This is a genomic window from Mesosutterella multiformis, assembly GCF_003402575.1.
In the GTDB taxonomy this organism is placed as follows: domain Bacteria; phylum Pseudomonadota; class Gammaproteobacteria; order Burkholderiales; family Burkholderiaceae_F; genus Mesosutterella; species Mesosutterella multiformis.
The window spans coordinates 1,205,484-1,222,219 of the sequence record NZ_BGZJ01000001.1; the positions used below are offsets into that span (position 1 = coordinate 1,205,484).

General features: G+C 54.5%; 15 protein-coding genes and 1 pseudogene. 8 read left to right on the plus strand and 8 right to left on the minus strand.

Annotation, left to right across the window (positions count from 1 at the left end; translation table 11 throughout):
• Positions 1–18: 18 nt before the first annotated feature.
• From M4NBBH2_RS05595 to M4NBBH2_RS05605, 3 genes are all read right to left on the minus strand, one after another.
• Complete coding sequence (locus M4NBBH2_RS05595) at positions 19–357, minus strand: integration host factor subunit beta (RefSeq protein WP_049686486.1); 339 nt, start codon at positions 355–357, stop codon at positions 19–21.
• A gap of 364 nt (positions 358–721) precedes the next feature.
• Positions 722–1,387: a hypothetical protein gene (locus tag M4NBBH2_RS05600; RefSeq protein WP_116270045.1), complete on the minus strand. Its 666-nt coding sequence runs from the start codon at positions 1,385–1,387 to the stop codon at positions 722–724.
• Positions 1,388–1,846: 459 nt separating this feature from the next.
• Positions 1,847–2,536 carry a Crp/Fnr family transcriptional regulator gene (locus M4NBBH2_RS05605; RefSeq protein ID WP_116270046.1) on the minus strand — a complete coding sequence of 230 codons (690 nt, stop codon included), beginning with the start codon at positions 2,534–2,536 and terminating at the stop codon, positions 1,847–1,849.
• 137 nt (positions 2,537–2,673) lie between these two features.
• Here M4NBBH2_RS05605 and M4NBBH2_RS12025 point away from each other — a divergent pair.
• Positions 2,674–2,829: pseudogene (locus M4NBBH2_RS12025) on the plus strand (alpha/beta fold hydrolase); the annotation flags it as partial.
• A 38-nt stretch (positions 2,830–2,867) separates the two neighbouring features.
• On the opposite strand, the gene M4NBBH2_RS05615 reads toward M4NBBH2_RS12025, so the two are convergent.
• Positions 2,868–4,115 carry an IS256 family transposase gene (locus M4NBBH2_RS05615; RefSeq protein ID WP_116269216.1) on the minus strand — a complete coding sequence of 416 codons (1,248 nt, stop codon included), beginning with the start codon at positions 4,113–4,115 and terminating at the stop codon, positions 2,868–2,870.
• A 68-nt stretch (positions 4,116–4,183) separates the two neighbouring features.
• Here M4NBBH2_RS05615 and M4NBBH2_RS05620 point away from each other — a divergent pair, with 68 nt between their 5' ends.
• Positions 4,184–4,891 carry an alpha/beta fold hydrolase gene (locus M4NBBH2_RS05620; protein ID WP_370685643.1) on the plus strand — a complete coding sequence of 236 codons (708 nt, stop codon included), beginning with the start codon at positions 4,184–4,186 and terminating at the stop codon, positions 4,889–4,891.
• Positions 4,892–4,959: 68 nt separating this feature from the next.
• On the opposite strand, the gene M4NBBH2_RS05625 is transcribed toward M4NBBH2_RS05620, so the two are convergent.
• Positions 4,960–6,543 (minus strand): FAD-dependent oxidoreductase, encoded by a 1,584-nt coding sequence (locus M4NBBH2_RS05625; protein ID WP_116270048.1) that lies wholly within the window; start codon positions 6,541–6,543, stop codon positions 4,960–4,962.
• Between the two features lie 266 nt (positions 6,544–6,809).
• On the opposite strand from M4NBBH2_RS05625, the gene M4NBBH2_RS05630 reads away from it, so the two are divergent.
• The 3 genes from M4NBBH2_RS05630 (at position 6,810) to M4NBBH2_RS05640 (ending at position 9,813) form a co-directional block, all read left to right on the plus strand.
• A complete protein-coding gene (locus M4NBBH2_RS05630) occupies positions 6,810–7,592 on the plus strand; it encodes a basic amino acid ABC transporter substrate-binding protein (protein ID WP_049686409.1) in 783 nt (260 codons plus the stop codon).
• Between the two features lie 96 nt (positions 7,593–7,688).
• Complete coding sequence (gene mmuM / locus M4NBBH2_RS05635) at positions 7,689–8,645, plus strand: homocysteine S-methyltransferase (protein ID WP_022443346.1); 957 nt, start codon at positions 7,689–7,691, stop codon at positions 8,643–8,645.
• A 202-nt stretch (positions 8,646–8,847) separates the two neighbouring features.
• Positions 8,848–9,813: a metallophosphoesterase gene (locus M4NBBH2_RS05640; RefSeq protein WP_116270049.1), complete on the plus strand. Its 966-nt coding sequence runs from the start codon at positions 8,848–8,850 to the stop codon at positions 9,811–9,813.
• A 198-nt stretch (positions 9,814–10,011) separates the two neighbouring features.
• On the opposite strand, the gene M4NBBH2_RS05645 is transcribed toward M4NBBH2_RS05640, so the two are convergent.
• Positions 10,012–10,539, minus strand: coding sequence for a hypothetical protein (locus tag M4NBBH2_RS05645; RefSeq protein ID WP_116270050.1), 528 nt, complete (start codon positions 10,537–10,539; stop codon positions 10,012–10,014).
• Between the two features lie 114 nt (positions 10,540–10,653).
• Complete coding sequence (locus M4NBBH2_RS11880) at positions 10,654–11,520, minus strand: Crp/Fnr family transcriptional regulator (RefSeq protein WP_174703615.1); 867 nt, start codon at positions 11,518–11,520, stop codon at positions 10,654–10,656.
• Positions 11,521–11,823: 303 nt separating this feature from the next.
• On the opposite strand from M4NBBH2_RS11880, the gene M4NBBH2_RS05655 reads away from it, so the two are divergent.
• Positions 11,824–13,359 carry a flavocytochrome c gene (locus tag M4NBBH2_RS05655; protein WP_116270051.1) on the plus strand — a complete coding sequence of 512 codons (1,536 nt, stop codon included), beginning with the start codon at positions 11,824–11,826 and terminating at the stop codon, positions 13,357–13,359.
• A 206-nt stretch (positions 13,360–13,565) separates the two neighbouring features.
• On the opposite strand, the gene M4NBBH2_RS05660 is transcribed toward M4NBBH2_RS05655, so the two are convergent.
• A complete protein-coding gene (locus tag M4NBBH2_RS05660; protein ID WP_116270052.1) occupies positions 13,566–13,910 on the minus strand; it encodes a cytochrome c3 family protein in 345 nt (114 codons plus the stop codon).
• 224 nt (positions 13,911–14,134) lie between these two features.
• On the opposite strand from M4NBBH2_RS05660, the gene M4NBBH2_RS05665 reads away from it, so the two are divergent.
• Together M4NBBH2_RS05665 and M4NBBH2_RS05670 are read left to right on the plus strand one after the other, a co-directional pair.
• A complete protein-coding gene (locus M4NBBH2_RS05665; protein ID WP_116270053.1) occupies positions 14,135–15,964 on the plus strand; it encodes a sensor histidine kinase in 1,830 nt (609 codons plus the stop codon).
• Positions 15,961–16,581, plus strand: a complete 621-nt coding sequence (locus tag M4NBBH2_RS05670; RefSeq protein WP_116270054.1) for a response regulator transcription factor — start codon at positions 15,961–15,963, stop codon at positions 16,579–16,581. The genes M4NBBH2_RS05665 and M4NBBH2_RS05670 overlap by 4 nt, the downstream gene beginning before the upstream one ends.
• The last annotated feature ends 155 nt before the right edge of the window (positions 16,582–16,736 follow it).

A 16,736-nucleotide genomic window follows, 5' to 3' on the forward strand; every position in this document is an offset into this window, starting at 1 on the left:
GGCCATCAGAAGGCGGTATCAGTCTTCATCCTCGGCTTCAGTCCCTTCCGGGGAACCGATCGGGACGCCGGCCTTCGCCTGACGGTCGACGACTTCGCGCATTTCCTTGCCGGCCTTGAAGTGCACGGCATACTTCGCCGGGACTTCAACGCTCTCACCGGAGCGGGGATTGCGGCCCTTGCGGGCCGGGCGATAGTTGAGCGCGAAGGAGCCGAAGCCACGGATTTCAATCCGACGGCCGCTTGACACCGCACGCGTCATTTCTTCGAGGATAAGCCGCACAGCCTCGTCCGCGGTTTTCGCCGAAATGCCGGGAATCCGTTCGCTGAGAAGAAGCATAAGTTCAGAACGAGTCACTGCAGCCATTTATTAAACTTCCTGAAAATTCAAAAATTAAAGAGTGAGATACGAATCTTAAGACGCCTGTGGAAAAATTTCCACCCCTTGACAGAAGAGGATTTTGTATACGTCTGCTACTCAACTCTTTGAAGAAGTTGTTTTCGGTTTGGAATGTGGTCCGAACATAACGGAAGAGCGGGGGTAAAACTGCGCCATGGCAGCAGTCGGACAGGAGGACAGTTTTTGATTCAATCTGTGAGACAGAACCTGATGGTCTTCCCGCTAAGCCTAAGAGAGTCACGGAGGTCAGACATATCAAAGCGGCGCGTCCCTTAGTGGGAGGCGCCGCTCTGAGAGAAGACAGTCAGTTCTGCCGCTGCTCTTAAAAGAAGCGGGAAACGGAAATCACCTTTCCGATCGGCACGCCGCCAGTAGGCGCACGGTCTTCTTTTGCGTAAACGACAGCATCCTTGCCGTCTTCGCCCGGCATCAGGAACGCATAGATGCCGATGGTGCCGCGTCTCGGATCGCCGGCAGCGGTATTGATGACAACGATGTCGCCTGAGCAGATGCTGTACTCGGGAATGTCTTCACCCGCGATCAGCCCCTTCAGATCCTTCGGCTCAAATCCGCGGTCAGCGAGATAGAGACGGGGGTAGACGACGGAAGGATAACGGACTTCATCGAGGGGGTGGAAATCAGGCTTCCCATCAGTGAAAGAGACAGTGCAGGTCGGGGCACGGGAGAAAGTACGCGACTTCGTGCGGCGCTGACGAAGCTCAAGACGTTCTTCCGGAGAAGCGTCGTCGAGAGAATGGTCCTGATCCATCCAGCCGGACGGGAGATTCAGTTTCTCCTCAATCAGGCGGGCCAGGAAGTGTCCCATGTTGCGGACGGTGCCCTTCGGGGAGCACGCGCGGATCTTAATCTGGCGGAGGGTCGGATCGGTACGTTTTTTGCCAATAGCCTCGGAAATTGCGGCAAGGCTGCCGCACTGATCGACAAGCCGGAGAAGATTTTCCCTTCGAATTTCAGTAATAATTTTCATAGTTTAAAGGTGTTCCTCTGTGTAAAGCCAAACTTATTTAATGCTTGGTACCGCAGTTATATATATCTTAGCTTTTTTATTTAGAATGTATTGTTACATTAATTGTGCTAATTGGCAATAGTTTAGCCGGATATTTGAAAAGAAGCATTTAATTTCATCCGTTTGAAATTGTAAATAATGAATGTGAGAGAAATAAACCCTTACGGGTTAACGTCATGTTTAAGTGAACTCTGGTGATTGTTATTCATGCAATCACGAGTCGGGCGTTTTCTCTAGGGAAGATATCTTTGTGTCACGGAAAGTAAGCGAGATTTTGTCAAAAGAGCGTCAAAATCACGTAAGACTGGTAGAGGAAATGTAACTAAATCTTTTTTTATGAGTTCTGTTTTATAAAAAGTGGCACGAAAAATCATTTCAAGCCCTGTCCGGCTGGATATCTGAAGACGGTGTGTGTATCGGTCAGCCGTGATCTTTCTGCGCCAGAAACAGAAGCTGCTGCCGGGTGAAGGCATACCGGCCATTCAGTTCAGAAATCAGCCCTTCCCTGGCCCATCCGGAAAGTGTCCGGCTGACCACCCCCCGGTTGCTGTGAATGAGGGCAGCCAGATCCGTGACAGTAATGGAGCCGGGGAGCGGTGTTACCGCATCGCCTGGAATGCCGTTACCCGCTTTGAAGAGAGACAGAATTATCAGCGCGAGGCGTTTTGGAACAGTGAGGAGACCGTTCATCAGCAGTCCTTCTACCTGAGCCTCTTCTTTCAGAATGAAATTCGTTTTGGTGAGAGAGAGAAACGCAGGATCTTTTTCAAGCTCTCTGAGATATAACGGAATGTCGAGCGCCAGAGCCTCGACAGGCAGCAGAGCTTTGGCCATCAGGGGCATCTCATTGCCGGGCTGTGAGATAGCGCGGATGGCTCCGAGCGTAGTGCCCGCCGGAAAAAGCCCGACCATACGGCTGAAGTCCCCGGCGCCGCCGGCCAGCGTGGCGAAAAGTCCTTTTCTGATGAAATAAACCCGTTTTTCGAGACCGAAAGGAATCACCTCGTGATCATTAAATGTGACCTTCCAGCCGTGATCCGAGAATATTTTTTCGGTTCCTTCCGGATCCTTAGGCAGAACCCAGGGGCTCTGTGAATATACGAAATCCATAGCGATGACTCTCCTCCGAGCGATCTATAGCACAGCGCGGGGGCCGATGTCACAGCCTTGGGGGTATATTTCGGACCGGAATCGTATTTTTCTTTCGCTTAAGCGCCGCAGAAGCAGAAGATCTCGGAGGAGGACTTATGACAAGGTACGGATCAGTAAAGATTGAGGGGGTTGATATTTTCTATCGTGAGGCAGGGAGCCCCGAAAAACCGGCTCTTCTCCTTCTTCATGGTTTCCCGTCTTCCAGTCATATGTTCCGCGATCTGATCCCGGCGCTTGAAGACCGGTTTCATCGAGGGTGTGTAATTTTTTGTGGGCGGCTCGTTCAAGGTTAATCGATGTAGGGGGTGATTCGGTCACCAAATAGCACAACCAATTCTCTCATAGCGGCACTCCAGTATGGAGAAGGCCGCACCCATCTTTTCTCTACTTTCCGGATTGCCAGAAAGAGAAGTTTCAAAGCAGCCGTTTCAGTAGGGAAAGCAGCTCGGGTCTTAATTACTTTTCTTAGATCCCGATTAAGGCTCTCTATGGCATTGGTTGTATAAATAAGTCTGCGGATATTTGGGGAAAAATCAAAGAAGGGGATCACCTTATCCCAGGAATCGATCCACTGTTTGGCGATGTAAGGGTATCTGAGCCCCAGTTCCGACTGTGCAAAAGCGTCCAGTTCCTTCCGCGCATCAGCCGCGTTTACGGCCCGGTAAATGGGCTTCAGCGCGCCGGCTACGGCCTTGTAATCCTTATATCCGACGAATTTCAGACTGTTCCTGATCAGGTGAACAATGCAGGTCTGCAGCAGAGTGTTGGGAAAGGCAGCTTCAAGCGCCTCCTTCATTCCCTTGAGTCCGTCTGTGACAGCAATCAGAATATCAGACACCCCCCTGTTTTTGAGTTCAGTGAAGACCTTAAGCCAATATTTTGCGCTTTCGTTATCAGCGACCCACATCCCCAAAACTTCCTTGCGGCCCTGGGCGTTTACGCCCAAGGCAAGATGGACCGCTTTCGGGGTAACAATGCCATTATCACCTCGGATTTTGACTCGAATAGAGTCAAAGAAAACAGTTGTATAAAACGGATCCAGAGGACGGTTCTGCCATTTTTCAACCTCAGGAAGGATGGCGTCCGTAACATCGCTGATAAATTCGGCACTGGTCTCCATACCGTATTCATCATAGAGAAAGCCTTGAATTTCCCGGGTTGAGAGCCCTCTGGCGTACAAGGCCAGAACCTTGTCCTCAAACCCCGCCAGCTGGCGTTTATGCTTAGGAACGACCCTCGGCTCAAACTCTCCCTTGCGGTCTCTGGGTACGTCAATACGGATATTTCCAAGGCTGGACGATTTGAGGGTTTTCGAACTATGCCCGTTACGCTCATTTTCGGTGACACGTTTACCGCCTCTTTCGTAACCGAGATGATTGGTCATTTCACCGTCAAGCATTTGAGTCAGCAGCCGACCGAGCATATGGGCCATAAGATTTTCCGCATCCTCTGCGGTATTAATCTCAAGCCCGGATTTCTTGGCGTTTTCTAAAATCTGTCCTGCAACACTATCCAAGGGGTCTGTCTTTCGTTTCATTTGAGGCTCCTCCAAGAGCAATTATCTCAGAGTCACCCACAAAATTTTCCTCACCCTCGTTTCATCTGATTGCGCCTGACTACCCGGGGTTTGGCCGGTCCGGGATCCCGCCGAGATCCTCTTTCTCTTATACGTTTGATCACCTCGCCGATATCGTCCGGCAGTTTGCCGATGTGATGGGGCTTGGGAAGTTCTTTCTTTATGTGTTTGACTATGGAGCCCCGATCGGCTTCCGGCTGGCAAAGTCGGAACCGGCGAGGATTCTCGGCATCATCAGCCAGAACGGCAATATCTATCAGGAAGGACTTGGCAAAAAGTGGGAGGCAAGAGCTGAATACTGGCGCCATCCAACTCCCGAACTTCGCGAACAATATAAAAGCGCCTTTGCGCCTCAGACCATCATCGGTCAGTACACATTCGGCACGGAACCCGGAAGCGTGTCGCCGGATGGCTATACGCTGGATATTCACTACACGGAACGCCCGGAATATGACGAAATTCAGTCAGATCTGATCTTTGACTATCAGACGAATGTCGCGCTTTATCCGGCGTTCCAGGCATATCTGCGCGAATATCAGCCGCCTCTTCTCGCGGTCTGGGGGAAAAACGATGCGTCGTTTATTCCTGCCGGAGCCGAAGCTTTCAGACGGGATCTTCCTGAGGCCGAAATCCATTTTGTGGATAGCGGTCACTTTGCTTTGGAGTCTTGCTGCAGTGAAATCGCGGCTTACATCAGGGCCTTTGCGGATCGGGTCGAGCGCGGCGCGCTGAAATGACAGGCAAACGCCCGATCCGTAATCTCCGGACCGGGCGTTTTCAGATCACTGATGTCACGCGCTCAGGGCTACATAGAGGAGGTTTTCCCCTTGATCGCGTCTATCGCGTGGATCGCGGCGAGGCGTCCTGAAGTCATAGCGAAACTCGAAGCCGATCCTTCGCAGCGGAGGTCGTACGTTGAGTCATAGAGACCGCCAATATCCTGGCCAATGACATAGAGGTTAGGAATGACATCGCCCTGCAGGTTCTTCGCCTCGAAGCGCGGGGTGACTGTGACACCGCCCAGCGTGAGGAAGTACGCGCGGATGCCTTTCAGAGCGTAATACGGACCGTGATTCATATCGAAGGCCTCCAGGTGCTCAGGCTTTCTGCCAAAGTCCGGATCTTTCTTTTCAGCGGCAAATTTATTGACACGTTCCATCGTCGCGCGAAGGTTCTTCGGGGGAACGCCGATCTGGTTTGCCAGATCCTCAATCGTGTCGGCCTTGAATGCCCAGCCGCGCTTCATGCCTTCTTCCCAGGTTTTTGGGAGTTCCTTCAGGGGAACACCGGCGAGAACGATCGCGTTGAACGGCAGGAGGGCGCCTTTGTTCACCATGGTGTCCATCTTCTTCTGATCGAAGATCGTGTACATCACACCGCCCGCGGTGGTCATGGCGTTGTAGACATCAACAAACACGGAACCGCGGGACTCATTAAAGAAGCGTTTGCCTTCGTGGTTCACCCAGAGCCAGGGCTGCGCGAGCGCGCAGCGACCCTGCTTCAGATAATCCGGGCCGCTGAACTGGCGGATCGGGGGATTATCGGGGAGGTACGGAGCGTTGCCGGCAACTGTCTGCATGCCGGCCAGACCCGCGCCGACCAGCTGCGCCATGTTGATACCGTCGCCCGTGCGGCCGTCCTTTTCCGGACCGCGGAGCCAGATCGGTTCCACCATGCCGGGGGTTGAAGAGTCAGCCACATACTTCGCGATCATCTCCTTATTCGCGGCGAAACCGCCGGTGGCGATGATGACCTTCTTCGCCATAACGAAAATGGTGTCGCCCTTGGCACTCTTCGCTTCAACACCGACAATCTGTCCGTTATTCGTGAGAAGCTTCTGCGCCGGGGTAGAGGTCAGAATCTGGGCGCGGTCACCCGCCGCGCGGATGTTCTTTTCGTAGTAGTCGAGAACCGCCTCGCATCCGCCTTTGAACAGGTGCCAGGTCATCAGGGATTCGTTTTTCGGATACATCGTGCGGATGCCGCGCATACCGATATGGGCTTCGTTCAGGATTTCGTTGATGGTGTCAGTCGATCCGGCAATCAGCGCGCGGAGAACTTCGGGGTCGGCGCGGAAATGATGATATTCAAGCGAGGCGTCAAGCACCTGGTCCACCGTGGTGTTGATGCCGTGAGCCTTCTGCCAGGTGGTCTGAACACCAAGCGACCCTTCAGGGAAGTGACCGGCGCCGCCGAGAACGCCAAGTTTCTCAAGCACCACGACACGGGCTCCATGCTTCACGGCAGTGCTCCCGGCGGAAAGTCCCCCCAGACCGCCGCCGATAATCACAATGTCAGTATTGATGGTCTGGGTTTTGGCCCAGGCCGGGCTCGTAACAGCCGTCAGAACAGCAGCCGTGATCAGATTCCTGCGCGAAATAGTGAACATAACTTTTCTCTCCTTAGTGAACCACTCCGGGACGAGTGCCCGGGATCCTGTTCTTATTATTCGAAAGAATTAGTTCTTTGGCTGTAACTTAGGTGACACCGCAGCATTGGCAACATGCTGTCAGACCGCCCCGGAGATCGAAATTCGCGGAATCCTTGCGGTATTACTTGCGGGGCATGAGGCTTTTTCAGGATTCCCGGCGGATAATGAATCTCACCAGCTAAACACCCGCAATTCAGTTGAAAAAATTCAAAAGAGAGGAAATTATGCTGAAGCAGTTTCTCCTGGCCTCATTCGCCTGTGCCCTTGCCGTAGTATCCGGATTTGGTGTCAGCACCAAAGCTGAAGCCAAGCCCGTTTACACGGTAGCGATGGATGCGGCGTACCCTCCGTTTGGATCTCAGGATCTGAAGTCGAAGGAATATGTCGGCTACGACGTCGATATCATCAAGGCGATTGCCGCCAAGGAAGGCTTCGCGGTCAAGATCCGCAATCTGCAGTTTGACGGTCTGATCCCGGCTCTCCGCACCGGTAACATTGATATCGCGATCAACGACATCACGATTACTCCGGATCGCGCGAAGAACGTGGATTTCTCTCATCGTTATTACATTGCCGGTCTCGGTGTTGTGGTTCAGAAAAATAACCGCACGATCCGTACGGCCAAGGATCTTGAAGGGAAGCGTCTCGGTGTTTCAATCGGCTCAACCGGTGAAGAGGCTGCCCGTAAGATCAAAAACGCTGACGTTCACGTCTATAACCAGCTGAATGAAGCCTATCTTGAGCTTCGGAATGGCGGTGTGGATGCCGTCGTGAATGACATCCCGACGAATGACTACTATGTGGCCACCGCAGGACGAGGCGCCGTGAAGGCTCTGCCTGTCGCGCTGACTCAGGAAGACCTTGGCATAGCCGTGAAGAAGGGCAACACCAAGCTTCTCACCCAGATCAATGACGGTCTTGCGAAGATCAAGAAGGATGGCGAATTCGCCAAGATCTATCACAAGTGGTTTGGCAAGCAGCCCCCGAAGGCTCTGCTTCACGACTGAGCCTGATCGCCCCCGGTACCCTAACCCTAACCCCCGAGCGGGAAAGTGCAGAAAATGTCACTTTCCCTGCTTTTATTAAAACAAGAGCAGGTCACCATGAATCCGATTGAATCCATTCTCAGCCGCTATCCCCTGATGGTTCTTGACTGCGCGCTCGGCACTGAAATCGCCAAGCGTGGTTTTGATACAAACGATTCGCTTTGGAGCGCGAAGGCGCTTTATGAGCGGCCGGAACTGATCAGGGAAATTTTTGAAGAGTATTACGATCAGGGTGCCGATCTTGTCGCGACGGCAAGCTATCAGGCGACGATTCCTGGTTTTGAGGCGAAGGGGTTCTCGCATGATGAATCCGCGGACCTGATCCGCAAGTCGGTAGTGATTGCCCGCGAAGCGCGCGACGCTTCATGGAGCCGTCACTCCGGAGAGAACCGTCCGAAGCCGATCGTAGCGGCTTCTGTCGGCCCCTATGGCGCCTATCTGGCAAACGGCAGTGAGTACACGGGCGACTACTCGCTTACGCGTAAGGAGCTGGCGGACTTCCATGCTGAACGCCTTGCGCTGCTCCTTGAGGAGCGGCCGGAGATTGTGGCAATTGAAACGATCCCGCTGCTTCGCGAAGCCCAGGCGGTTCTCGATGTGCTGAAAGACACGCCTGAAGCAAGCGCCTGGGTGGCTTTCTCCTGTAAAAACGGAAAGGAAACCTGCGGCGGTGACAGTGTCTATGAAGCCGCCAAGGCACTCGACTCGAACCCGCAGCTCGCCGCGATCGGCATCAACTGCACCGCGCCCCAGTATGTAGCGAGCCTCATTCAGGAAGTCCGGCGCGGTACCTCGAAACCGATTATCTGCTACCCGAATACCGGTGAATCCTATAACCCGGCAACGAAGACCTGGTTTGGTTCCCCACTCCCGTTCCGCGCGTATGTGCGGACCTGGTACGAGGCGGGTGCCCGCGTGATCGGCGGCTGTTGCCGCGCGACTCCAGCAGACACTCACGATATCGCGGAATTCCGTGCTGAGCTGATCCGCGAAGGAGTGCCTCCGGCGCTTTAATGATCTACGTGAATTATTGAAATCATGACGGGAGCCCCGGTTTTAAAGTCGGTGGCTCCCGTTTTTTTATGCCGGTGTCACGGGAATGTCATTAAAACGAAACGGAGCCGTCAAAAAACGTCCCTATTCTGCATAGCGTTCAGGGGAGATCGATCAGCATCTCCCGCGAGCATCATTATTTATTCAAGGATAGAGATACCAAATGAACTGCAATCGCCGTACGCTTCTCAAGACTGCTGCGACCCTCATTGTTCTTCCTGCCGCCGGTGCCGCCAAGGCTGTTTCGGTCTGCCCCGCCACCGACATCACAATTCCGCCTGAAAAGGATCTGATTTCCTCTTTCGGCTGGGTGACGGATGTTCACTACAGCGTGCAGCCTGTCCGCCGCATTGATAACGAGGATTCGACCCGTGTTTACGCGCATTCCCTCGCGAAGCTCCGCCAGGCAACGGATCTCTTCAATACCCGTAAGCTCGATTTCGTGATTGAACTGGGTGACTTCAAGGACTGCAAGGATGACGGCGACCGTGAGGGAACGCTTGAATTCCTGCGTACGGTTGAGCGTGAGTTCAGCCGCTACAACGGTCCCCGCTACCACGTGGCCGGCAATCATGACTTTGACAAGATCACCTACGAAGACTTCGTGACGAACGTGACGAACCCGGGTGACGCGAATGGCAAGAGCTACTACAGCTTCGTGCGAGGCGGTGTGAAGTACATTGTGCTCGACGCCTGCTACAAGGACACGAAGGGCAACCATTACTCTGAAGGCAACTTCAATTGGGTTCAGACCTATGTGCCGGATGAGGAACTCGCCTGGTTCAAGAAGGAACTTGCGACCGGCTCCGAACCGATCATTGTCTTCACCCACCAGAATCTCAACTACTGGGACAAGGGACCGATGAACAACTGGTTCATCAAGAACGCGGCTGATGTTGTGAGCGCCATGGAGCAGAGCGGCCGTGTGCTCGCCGCTCTTTCCGGTCACTATCACCGCGGCTGGTACTCTGTCCGCAACGGCATTCACTATGTTGTGAATCAGGGTCTGGTCGAACGCGCTCTGCCGCGCAATGTCTTCGGCATTGTGCACGTCGGCCGTGATCACACGGTTTATGTGGAGGGCTTCTATAACGAACGCTCCCACGTCTGCAAGCCCGCCAAGGCCTGATTTCCGCAGTACCCCCGCACGGGCCAGGGCCGTGCGGGTTCTCCTTTTTACTTTGCTTGAGGCTTCGGTTTCCGTTCCGTCCCCGGGATTCTCTCCCCTGGGGCAACGTGTCGGGAACCGCTTTTTTTATTCTGAAGAGCAATAAAAAAGAGGATGACGCGGCTGCGTCATCCTCTTTCAGTTATCTAGAACCGCAGATCAGCGGGGGCCGGGGCCATGGGGGCCGGGGCCCTGAGGTCCGGGACCCTGAGGTCCGGGACCCTGAGGTCCATGATCCTGCGGACCGGGACCGGGGCCTCCCATTTTCTTTGCCTGTCCGGGCGGCATGGGGTGACCGGGACCGTTCATCTTTTTAGCCTGTCCCGGCGGCATTCCGTGGGGATGGGCCTTGCGGTAGGCCGGGGCATAGTTATTGCGGTACCAGTCGTTGCGGACAAAATGCACCGGACGGCGGCAGGCGTTGTACTTGCCGCAGTAGCGGGGCCAGTCGAGACGCTCGCGATCCGGCACGTTGAGGTAGATTGCGGCAACACCGGCAGCGGCAGCGCCGATCGCAACCACAGGCGCGCTGTTCCAGACTCTCGGCGCGTGGCCGGTGAGCGCAGGGATAACGCCCCAGTAGCCGGGGTCGCCGATTGAAATATTGATATTCGTCGCGGCGTTTGCTGCGGTCGCAGTCATGAGAGCGGCAGCTGCAAAGGCAACAGCGGCATTCTTAAGCTTCATGAGCCCCTCCTTTCCTCGTGGGTACGTTTCGTTACTTAAAGGATACTTCGATCACTGTCGAAGAAGCGTGAGCAAACCGCAAAATTTCCATCGAAACCGTAATTGGATATTTCGTCAATAGGAAACAGCCTGCGATTCCGAATCCGGGTCCCGCATCTTGTCTCCCCAGATAGAGTCGAGGAGGGATGCCGGACGAACCCGGGTTGAAATCTCTTCTTTATCACAGATCCAGGCGTGAATCGGTTCGAGGAGAGACGGCTGGACCCAGAGCTCCTCACTGACCATTTTCGAAAGATTCTTATCCTTCCACTGCTTCAGAAAACGGTCGATGGAAAGCCGCGAAGTGTTCACGACATTCGCGATGTAGTGACGCTGAATCGGGGGCGGCATGCGGATCCAGGTGTCCCCCGCCTCATCCTGAACGGTATGACCGTAGCTCGCGGCCCAGGCATAGTAGAAAGCCGCAAGCCTCAGCTCCACACTGCAGCTGGAAAGAATCGCGAAACCGAGACGGTCAGAGAGCTTTGCCATTTCAAACTGACGCGCGAAAAGAAGCGCCGCCTCGGGGCTCCCCCGCAGCACCGGGATGAGGAGATCCTTGGGGGCTGTGATGATTTCACTTGGAATCAGCGCGAAGTAACGCCCGAAACACGGGAAACCGGTGAAAAAATTCAGGTTGCCGCTTGCGAACCGCCCTGGAATCGAGAGACCGATCGCGTTTCCGTCGTGCCCCAGCGCGCGGCCTGTGATGCCCTTTCTAACAACAGTGACCTGGTCCACCGGATCGCAGGGTCTGAAGATTTCTTCTCCGGCGCTCAGTTTCCGTACCGTGCCGATTCTCTCAATCAGCCGGAGAAGCGAAGGATGCAGCGCGTGAGTAATAAAAGGTATGACTGGTGTTCTGGGAATCCCTGATTCAAACCATGCGGTCGGCCGCGGCAATTCAACCGCGGCGTACCAGGCGAAGGGACGACGTGCCATTTTCTCTCTCCATAAAACAGTTTGTCCGCCGCTTTCTCTGTTCCGTTTTTTTTTCTGTGTTCTTTTTTTCAGCTAATAGTAGCTTTTTTCCTTTATCCGCATGACTAAAGACCTACCTACTGCCTCCAATATTCCGTGCTAACCCCTATAACAATTGTTGTTATATAGGAACTAACCCCTATATCGATAGCCTATATTGTTAGGGCTTATATATCAGTCGAAAGTAGTACAACTGAATTGTTGGCTTAAGGCCGCGAGTGAAAACGGCCTGCACAAAGCCATTCAAAGAGAGAGGAGAAAAATATGGAATTTTCGCGTCGTCATTTCCTTGGTGCCGGAAGCGCTCTTGCCGCGGCTGGTCTTATGTCCGCCGCCGGTCAGGCTTCTGCCCAGACCGCGAAGGTCCCCGCTAAGTGGGATGAAACCGTCGATTTCCTGATCGTCGGTACCGGTTTTGCTGGTCTTGCAGCCGCTCTTGAAGCGCATCAGATCGGCATCAAGAACGTCCTCGTGATCGACAAGATGCCGACCCCGGGCGGCAACTCCATCATCAACGGCGGTGCTGTGGCTGCTGCCGGCACGGATATGCAGAAGAAGGCTGGCATTTCCGATAATCCTGATCTGCTCTACAGCGACATTCTGCGCGCTGGCGGCGGTCTCGCTCATCCGGAACTCGCCCGTCACATTGCTGATGAATCCGTTGAGAACTTCTACTGGCTCCGTGACAAGATCGGCGTTCAGTTTGAAGCCGTTACGTATCATGGCGGCCACTCCGTGAAGCGCAGCCACTCCGTTACGGCCCATATGGGTTCCGGCTTCATCAACCCGATGCTCGCGAAGTGCAAGGAATACAACATTCCGATTCAGCTCCGCACCTACCTCGAAGACATCATCGAGGACGATAAGGGCGTGGTGCTGGGCGCCAAGGTCCGTACCGGCTATCGCTTCCCGCGCGCCAATTCCGGCAAGGTGAAGTACATCCGCGCCCGCAATGGCGTGCTGCTCGCTGCCGGCGGTTTCGCCCAGAATGTTACGATGCGTATGAGCCACGACCCGCGTCTGACCGCGGCCTTCGGTTCCACGAACCAGCCGGGTGCGACCGGTGAAGCGCTCCAGGACGCTCAGTTCCTCGGCGCCAACACGGTCCATATGGACTGGATTCAGCTCGGACCGTGGACCAGCCCGGATGAACAGGGCTTCGGCAAGACTCCGCTTCTGACTGAACCGCTCGTCGGCTACGGTCCGATGGTGGATCCGGCGAACGCGAAGCGCTTCGTTCAGGAAACCGGCAACCGCAAGGTTCGTGCTGACGCTATCGTCGCTATCGGTCACCCGGTTGTGATGTATGCCTGCGCGAAGAACGTGTTTGGTCAGGCTGTGGGCAAGAACATGTCCAAGGAAATGTTCGACTCCCTCCTGAAGTCCGGCGTTGTCCATGAGTTCAAGACGCTGAAGGATCTCGCGGCTTTCTACAAGATCCCGTATGACGCCCTGGTTGCTGAGAACGATAAGTTCAACGGCTACATGAAGGCCATGAATGACCCGCAGTTCCACACCAAGTTCTTCAAGGACGGCGTGCCGAACACGGAAGCGAACGGCCCGTTCTATGCCTGGAGACTCTGGCCGCGTGTCCATCACTGCATGGGCGGTCTCGAGATCAACAACAAGGCTCAGGTGCTGGATGCCCGCCACAACGTGATCCCCGGTCTCTTCGCCGCTGGCGAAGTGACGGGCGGTGTCCACGGCATGGTCCGCCTCGGCACGGTCGCTGTTGCTGACTGCATGATCTTCGGCCGTACGGCAGCCCGTTCTGCCAAGGCCTATAAGCAGCCGATGTAACTTTCTCCCGTAGTACACGCGCCTCTATCCCTACTCTCCTGGAGAGAGGCGCGAGAGATCCGGTGATTCCCCATTGCCGGATCTCTTTTTTGTGGGAGAAGGGCGGGAAGTGCTGGCTGCCGCGCCGACAGGCGCTCGCAATATTTATCTTTCAGGCATAAAAAAACGGTTCCCGAAGGAACCGTTTTTTCTGCACCATTCAGCGATCAGGGCATCTTGAAGTTGAACTTGTGGCACTGGTTGCAGTAGATCTCAGACTTCTCGTGACCCACGTGGCAAAGCGTGCATTCAAGGTTCTGATGATAGTGCGGGGAGTCGTGCGGGTTCGTCGGCTTGACGTTCTTCGTCTTCTCGGCAAGCTTCTTGGGGTCGTGGCACTTGACGCACTGATTCATGTCAGGGGTCTCGATCTTCTTATCGGGGCCATGGCAGGATTCGCACTTCATGCCAGCAGCAATATGCTTGTCAGCGGTGAAGTCGGCGGCGTAGGCGCTCGAAAGCGAGAACACGCCAAGCATCAGTCCCAGAGCGCATAACTTGAGTAGTTTCATGGTGCTGAGTCTCCGTTTTTTTAGGTGTTTTCTTAATTATTCCTTAAATCCGTCGGTTCTACTAACGGTTTAATGGTTTGCACTTAGGTCTATAGTACTCCTGGTAAGGTTATGAGATGCAAAAGCGTTTGATTTATCGGGAAATCCTTGTGATTGCTGAAGTATTTAGAGGATAATGGCAGATCCGGAGATCGACCCGGGCTGATCTCATTTCCCTGATTCAGATGATGCAGAAACTGATCCCGTCCCAAATAGCTGCTTTGATCTTCTGTGCGCTGGCCGCGCTTCCTGCGTCCGGAAGCGGGAAAGCGTCTGATGAATCATCCCGGCCGCTTGTTATCGCCTCGATGGATTATGTGAAGCCGAGCGACAAGGGGACCGTGATTGAGAAGACGGCGGAAAGCCTTCGCAAGCATTTCCCAGGGCGATCAGTCGAGGTGGCACCAGTCCCTGCTTCAGAGTTTGGGAAAGAACTGACGGCGGGAAAACTGGATTTCTTTATCACGAGCGCCGGGCAGTCCTATCGGCTGCAGCAGGATCACGGCGTTCGTGTATTCGGGACGCTGGTGCAGCCTGGCTACCCGGATCCCAATCATGGGGACGGAGCCGCCATACTGGTGCGGAAATCTGACGGAATAACGGATATCAGTGCGCTGCGGGGAAGGACGCTGCTCGCCAACACATCAATCGCTTTTACCGGGTTTTATGTTCCGATGGGGGAAGTGGCGAAGGTTGACCCCAACTGGGAGACCTTCTTCTCTTCTGTGAAGTTTGTCGGGGGAGGGAGCCATCTCGCTGAAGCGCTTACGGATGTCGCGGAAGGGAAGGCCGGGGTTGCGTTTGCCAGACTCTGCTTCTTTGAGTCCTGGGCCAAGGATCATCCGGATCTCGCCTCAAAGCTCGCTGTAGTAGGAGAGAAAACCGAGCCCGGGGAACCCTGCCGGCGGAGCACGCCTCTGTACCCCAGCTGGATCATTACGGGAACTAACCGTCTGACGCCGGGGGAAGCCCGGTCGGCGGAACTCGCGATCCTCAATATGCCTCCGGATTCACACGGCAACTACTGGGGCATCGCGACAGATTTTCTTCCGGTCGATCATCTTTACCGGACGCTTCGGATCGGGAAATACCGTTACCTCCGCGAAACCACGGTGCAGATGCTGCTTCGCGAGTACTGGCCGCTTTTTATCATCGCGGTGCTTGCCGCGATCGGTCTGATCCTTCACGCCTGGCGGTCTGATGTGCTTGTGCGCCGCCGCACAGAGCAGCTGAAGGCCCTGATGGATGAGCAGCAGAAGCTGCAGAAAAAAGCGCTTGACGCCACAAAGCATCTGGACGCGCTGCAGAAAATGGGTGCCCTCGGACAGGTGTCCGGAATGCTGGCGCACGAGATGAGGCAGCCGCTTTCCACCATGAGTTTCTATCTGGATGGACTTCGGATGCTGCTGAAGCGAGGGGTAATCGGCCCCGCGGAGAAACTCTCGGAACCCCTCTCTCAGATTGAGCGTCAGGCAAAAAAGGCGTCTGACATTGTCGATCACGCCCGTTCTTACGCCCGTTCCTCGAGACTTGAAGGGCGCCGTGTCTGGATCCGGCTTGGTGACGCGCTGAAAGAAGCGGCGGAAAACTATCGGGTATCGAGAAAGACGCCTCTTCGGCTGGACGTGTCACACGCGGACGCGGACGTCTGGGTGAGGATAGATCCTCTGGAACTTGAGTGTGTGGTATTTAATCTCCTCAAAAACGCGGGGGAGGCGGCGGAAGGAGCAGACTCTCCCGCCGTGATGCTGAACGCCATACCCGGAAACGGAAAAATCCGTGTGGAAGTGATCGATAACGGCCCCACTCTTGACGATGAGGCGTTCGCGCGTCTCTCTTCACCGCTTAACAGCACGAAGGAAGGCGGTCTCGGTCTTGGTATTTCAATCGTCCGGGAGCTTCTCAGTTCATACGGAAGCCATTTGCTCTATGAAAGAATCCCAGGGGGAGGTCTCAGGGCCTCGTTTGAGCTGGAGTGTGTGAAGGAAAATCCGGGTGAAGGAGAACGGAAATGAAGAATCTTGAGGAAATGCAGAATGAGGCTCTCATCCGCATCGTGGATGATGACGCGGATCTCCGGAAGGGGCTTACCTTCATGCTGGAATGCGCGGGATGGAAGAGCGCGGCCTATCCCTCCGCCCGTGACTTCCTGACACAGGATTCTCCCTCCATTCCCGGCTGTCTCATCCTTGATGTACAGATGGCCGGTATGACTGGGATTGAGCTTCAGCATGAAATGAACCGCCGCGGGAACACTCTCCCCATTATTTTTCTGACCGGTCACGGTGATATCGATATGGCGGTCACCGCCATGATTGATGGTGCCGCGAACTTTATTCAGAAGCCGCCGGAAAGCGGGAAGCTGCTCGCCGCAATTGAGACCTGTGTCTCGCAGTCGCTGAAGAATGCGGAAGGGACTTCATCCCCCGCGGTGCTCCGTCAGAGACTCTCTCTTCTCACAAGGAGAGAGCTCGAAATCGCGGAACTGGTGGCGGCAGGACTGACAAGCCGTCAGATCGCTGAGCGTCTTGGAATCAGTGAGCGGACGGTGGAAGTGCATCGCTCGTCTCTTCACCAGAAACTCCGGATGCAGATTACAGCTTCATCACTCAGTCAAATATTAAAAAAATAAGTTTCTCATAAATTCATATTAAATCCGATAATATCGGCGTCAGAACAGAATTTAATCGATATTTTCAGTAACTAAATATAGAATCAAAAATGATGTCATATCATGAGCAGATGATATAATCAATTTTGACAACTTTGAGTGCGTTTGCAGCGCCT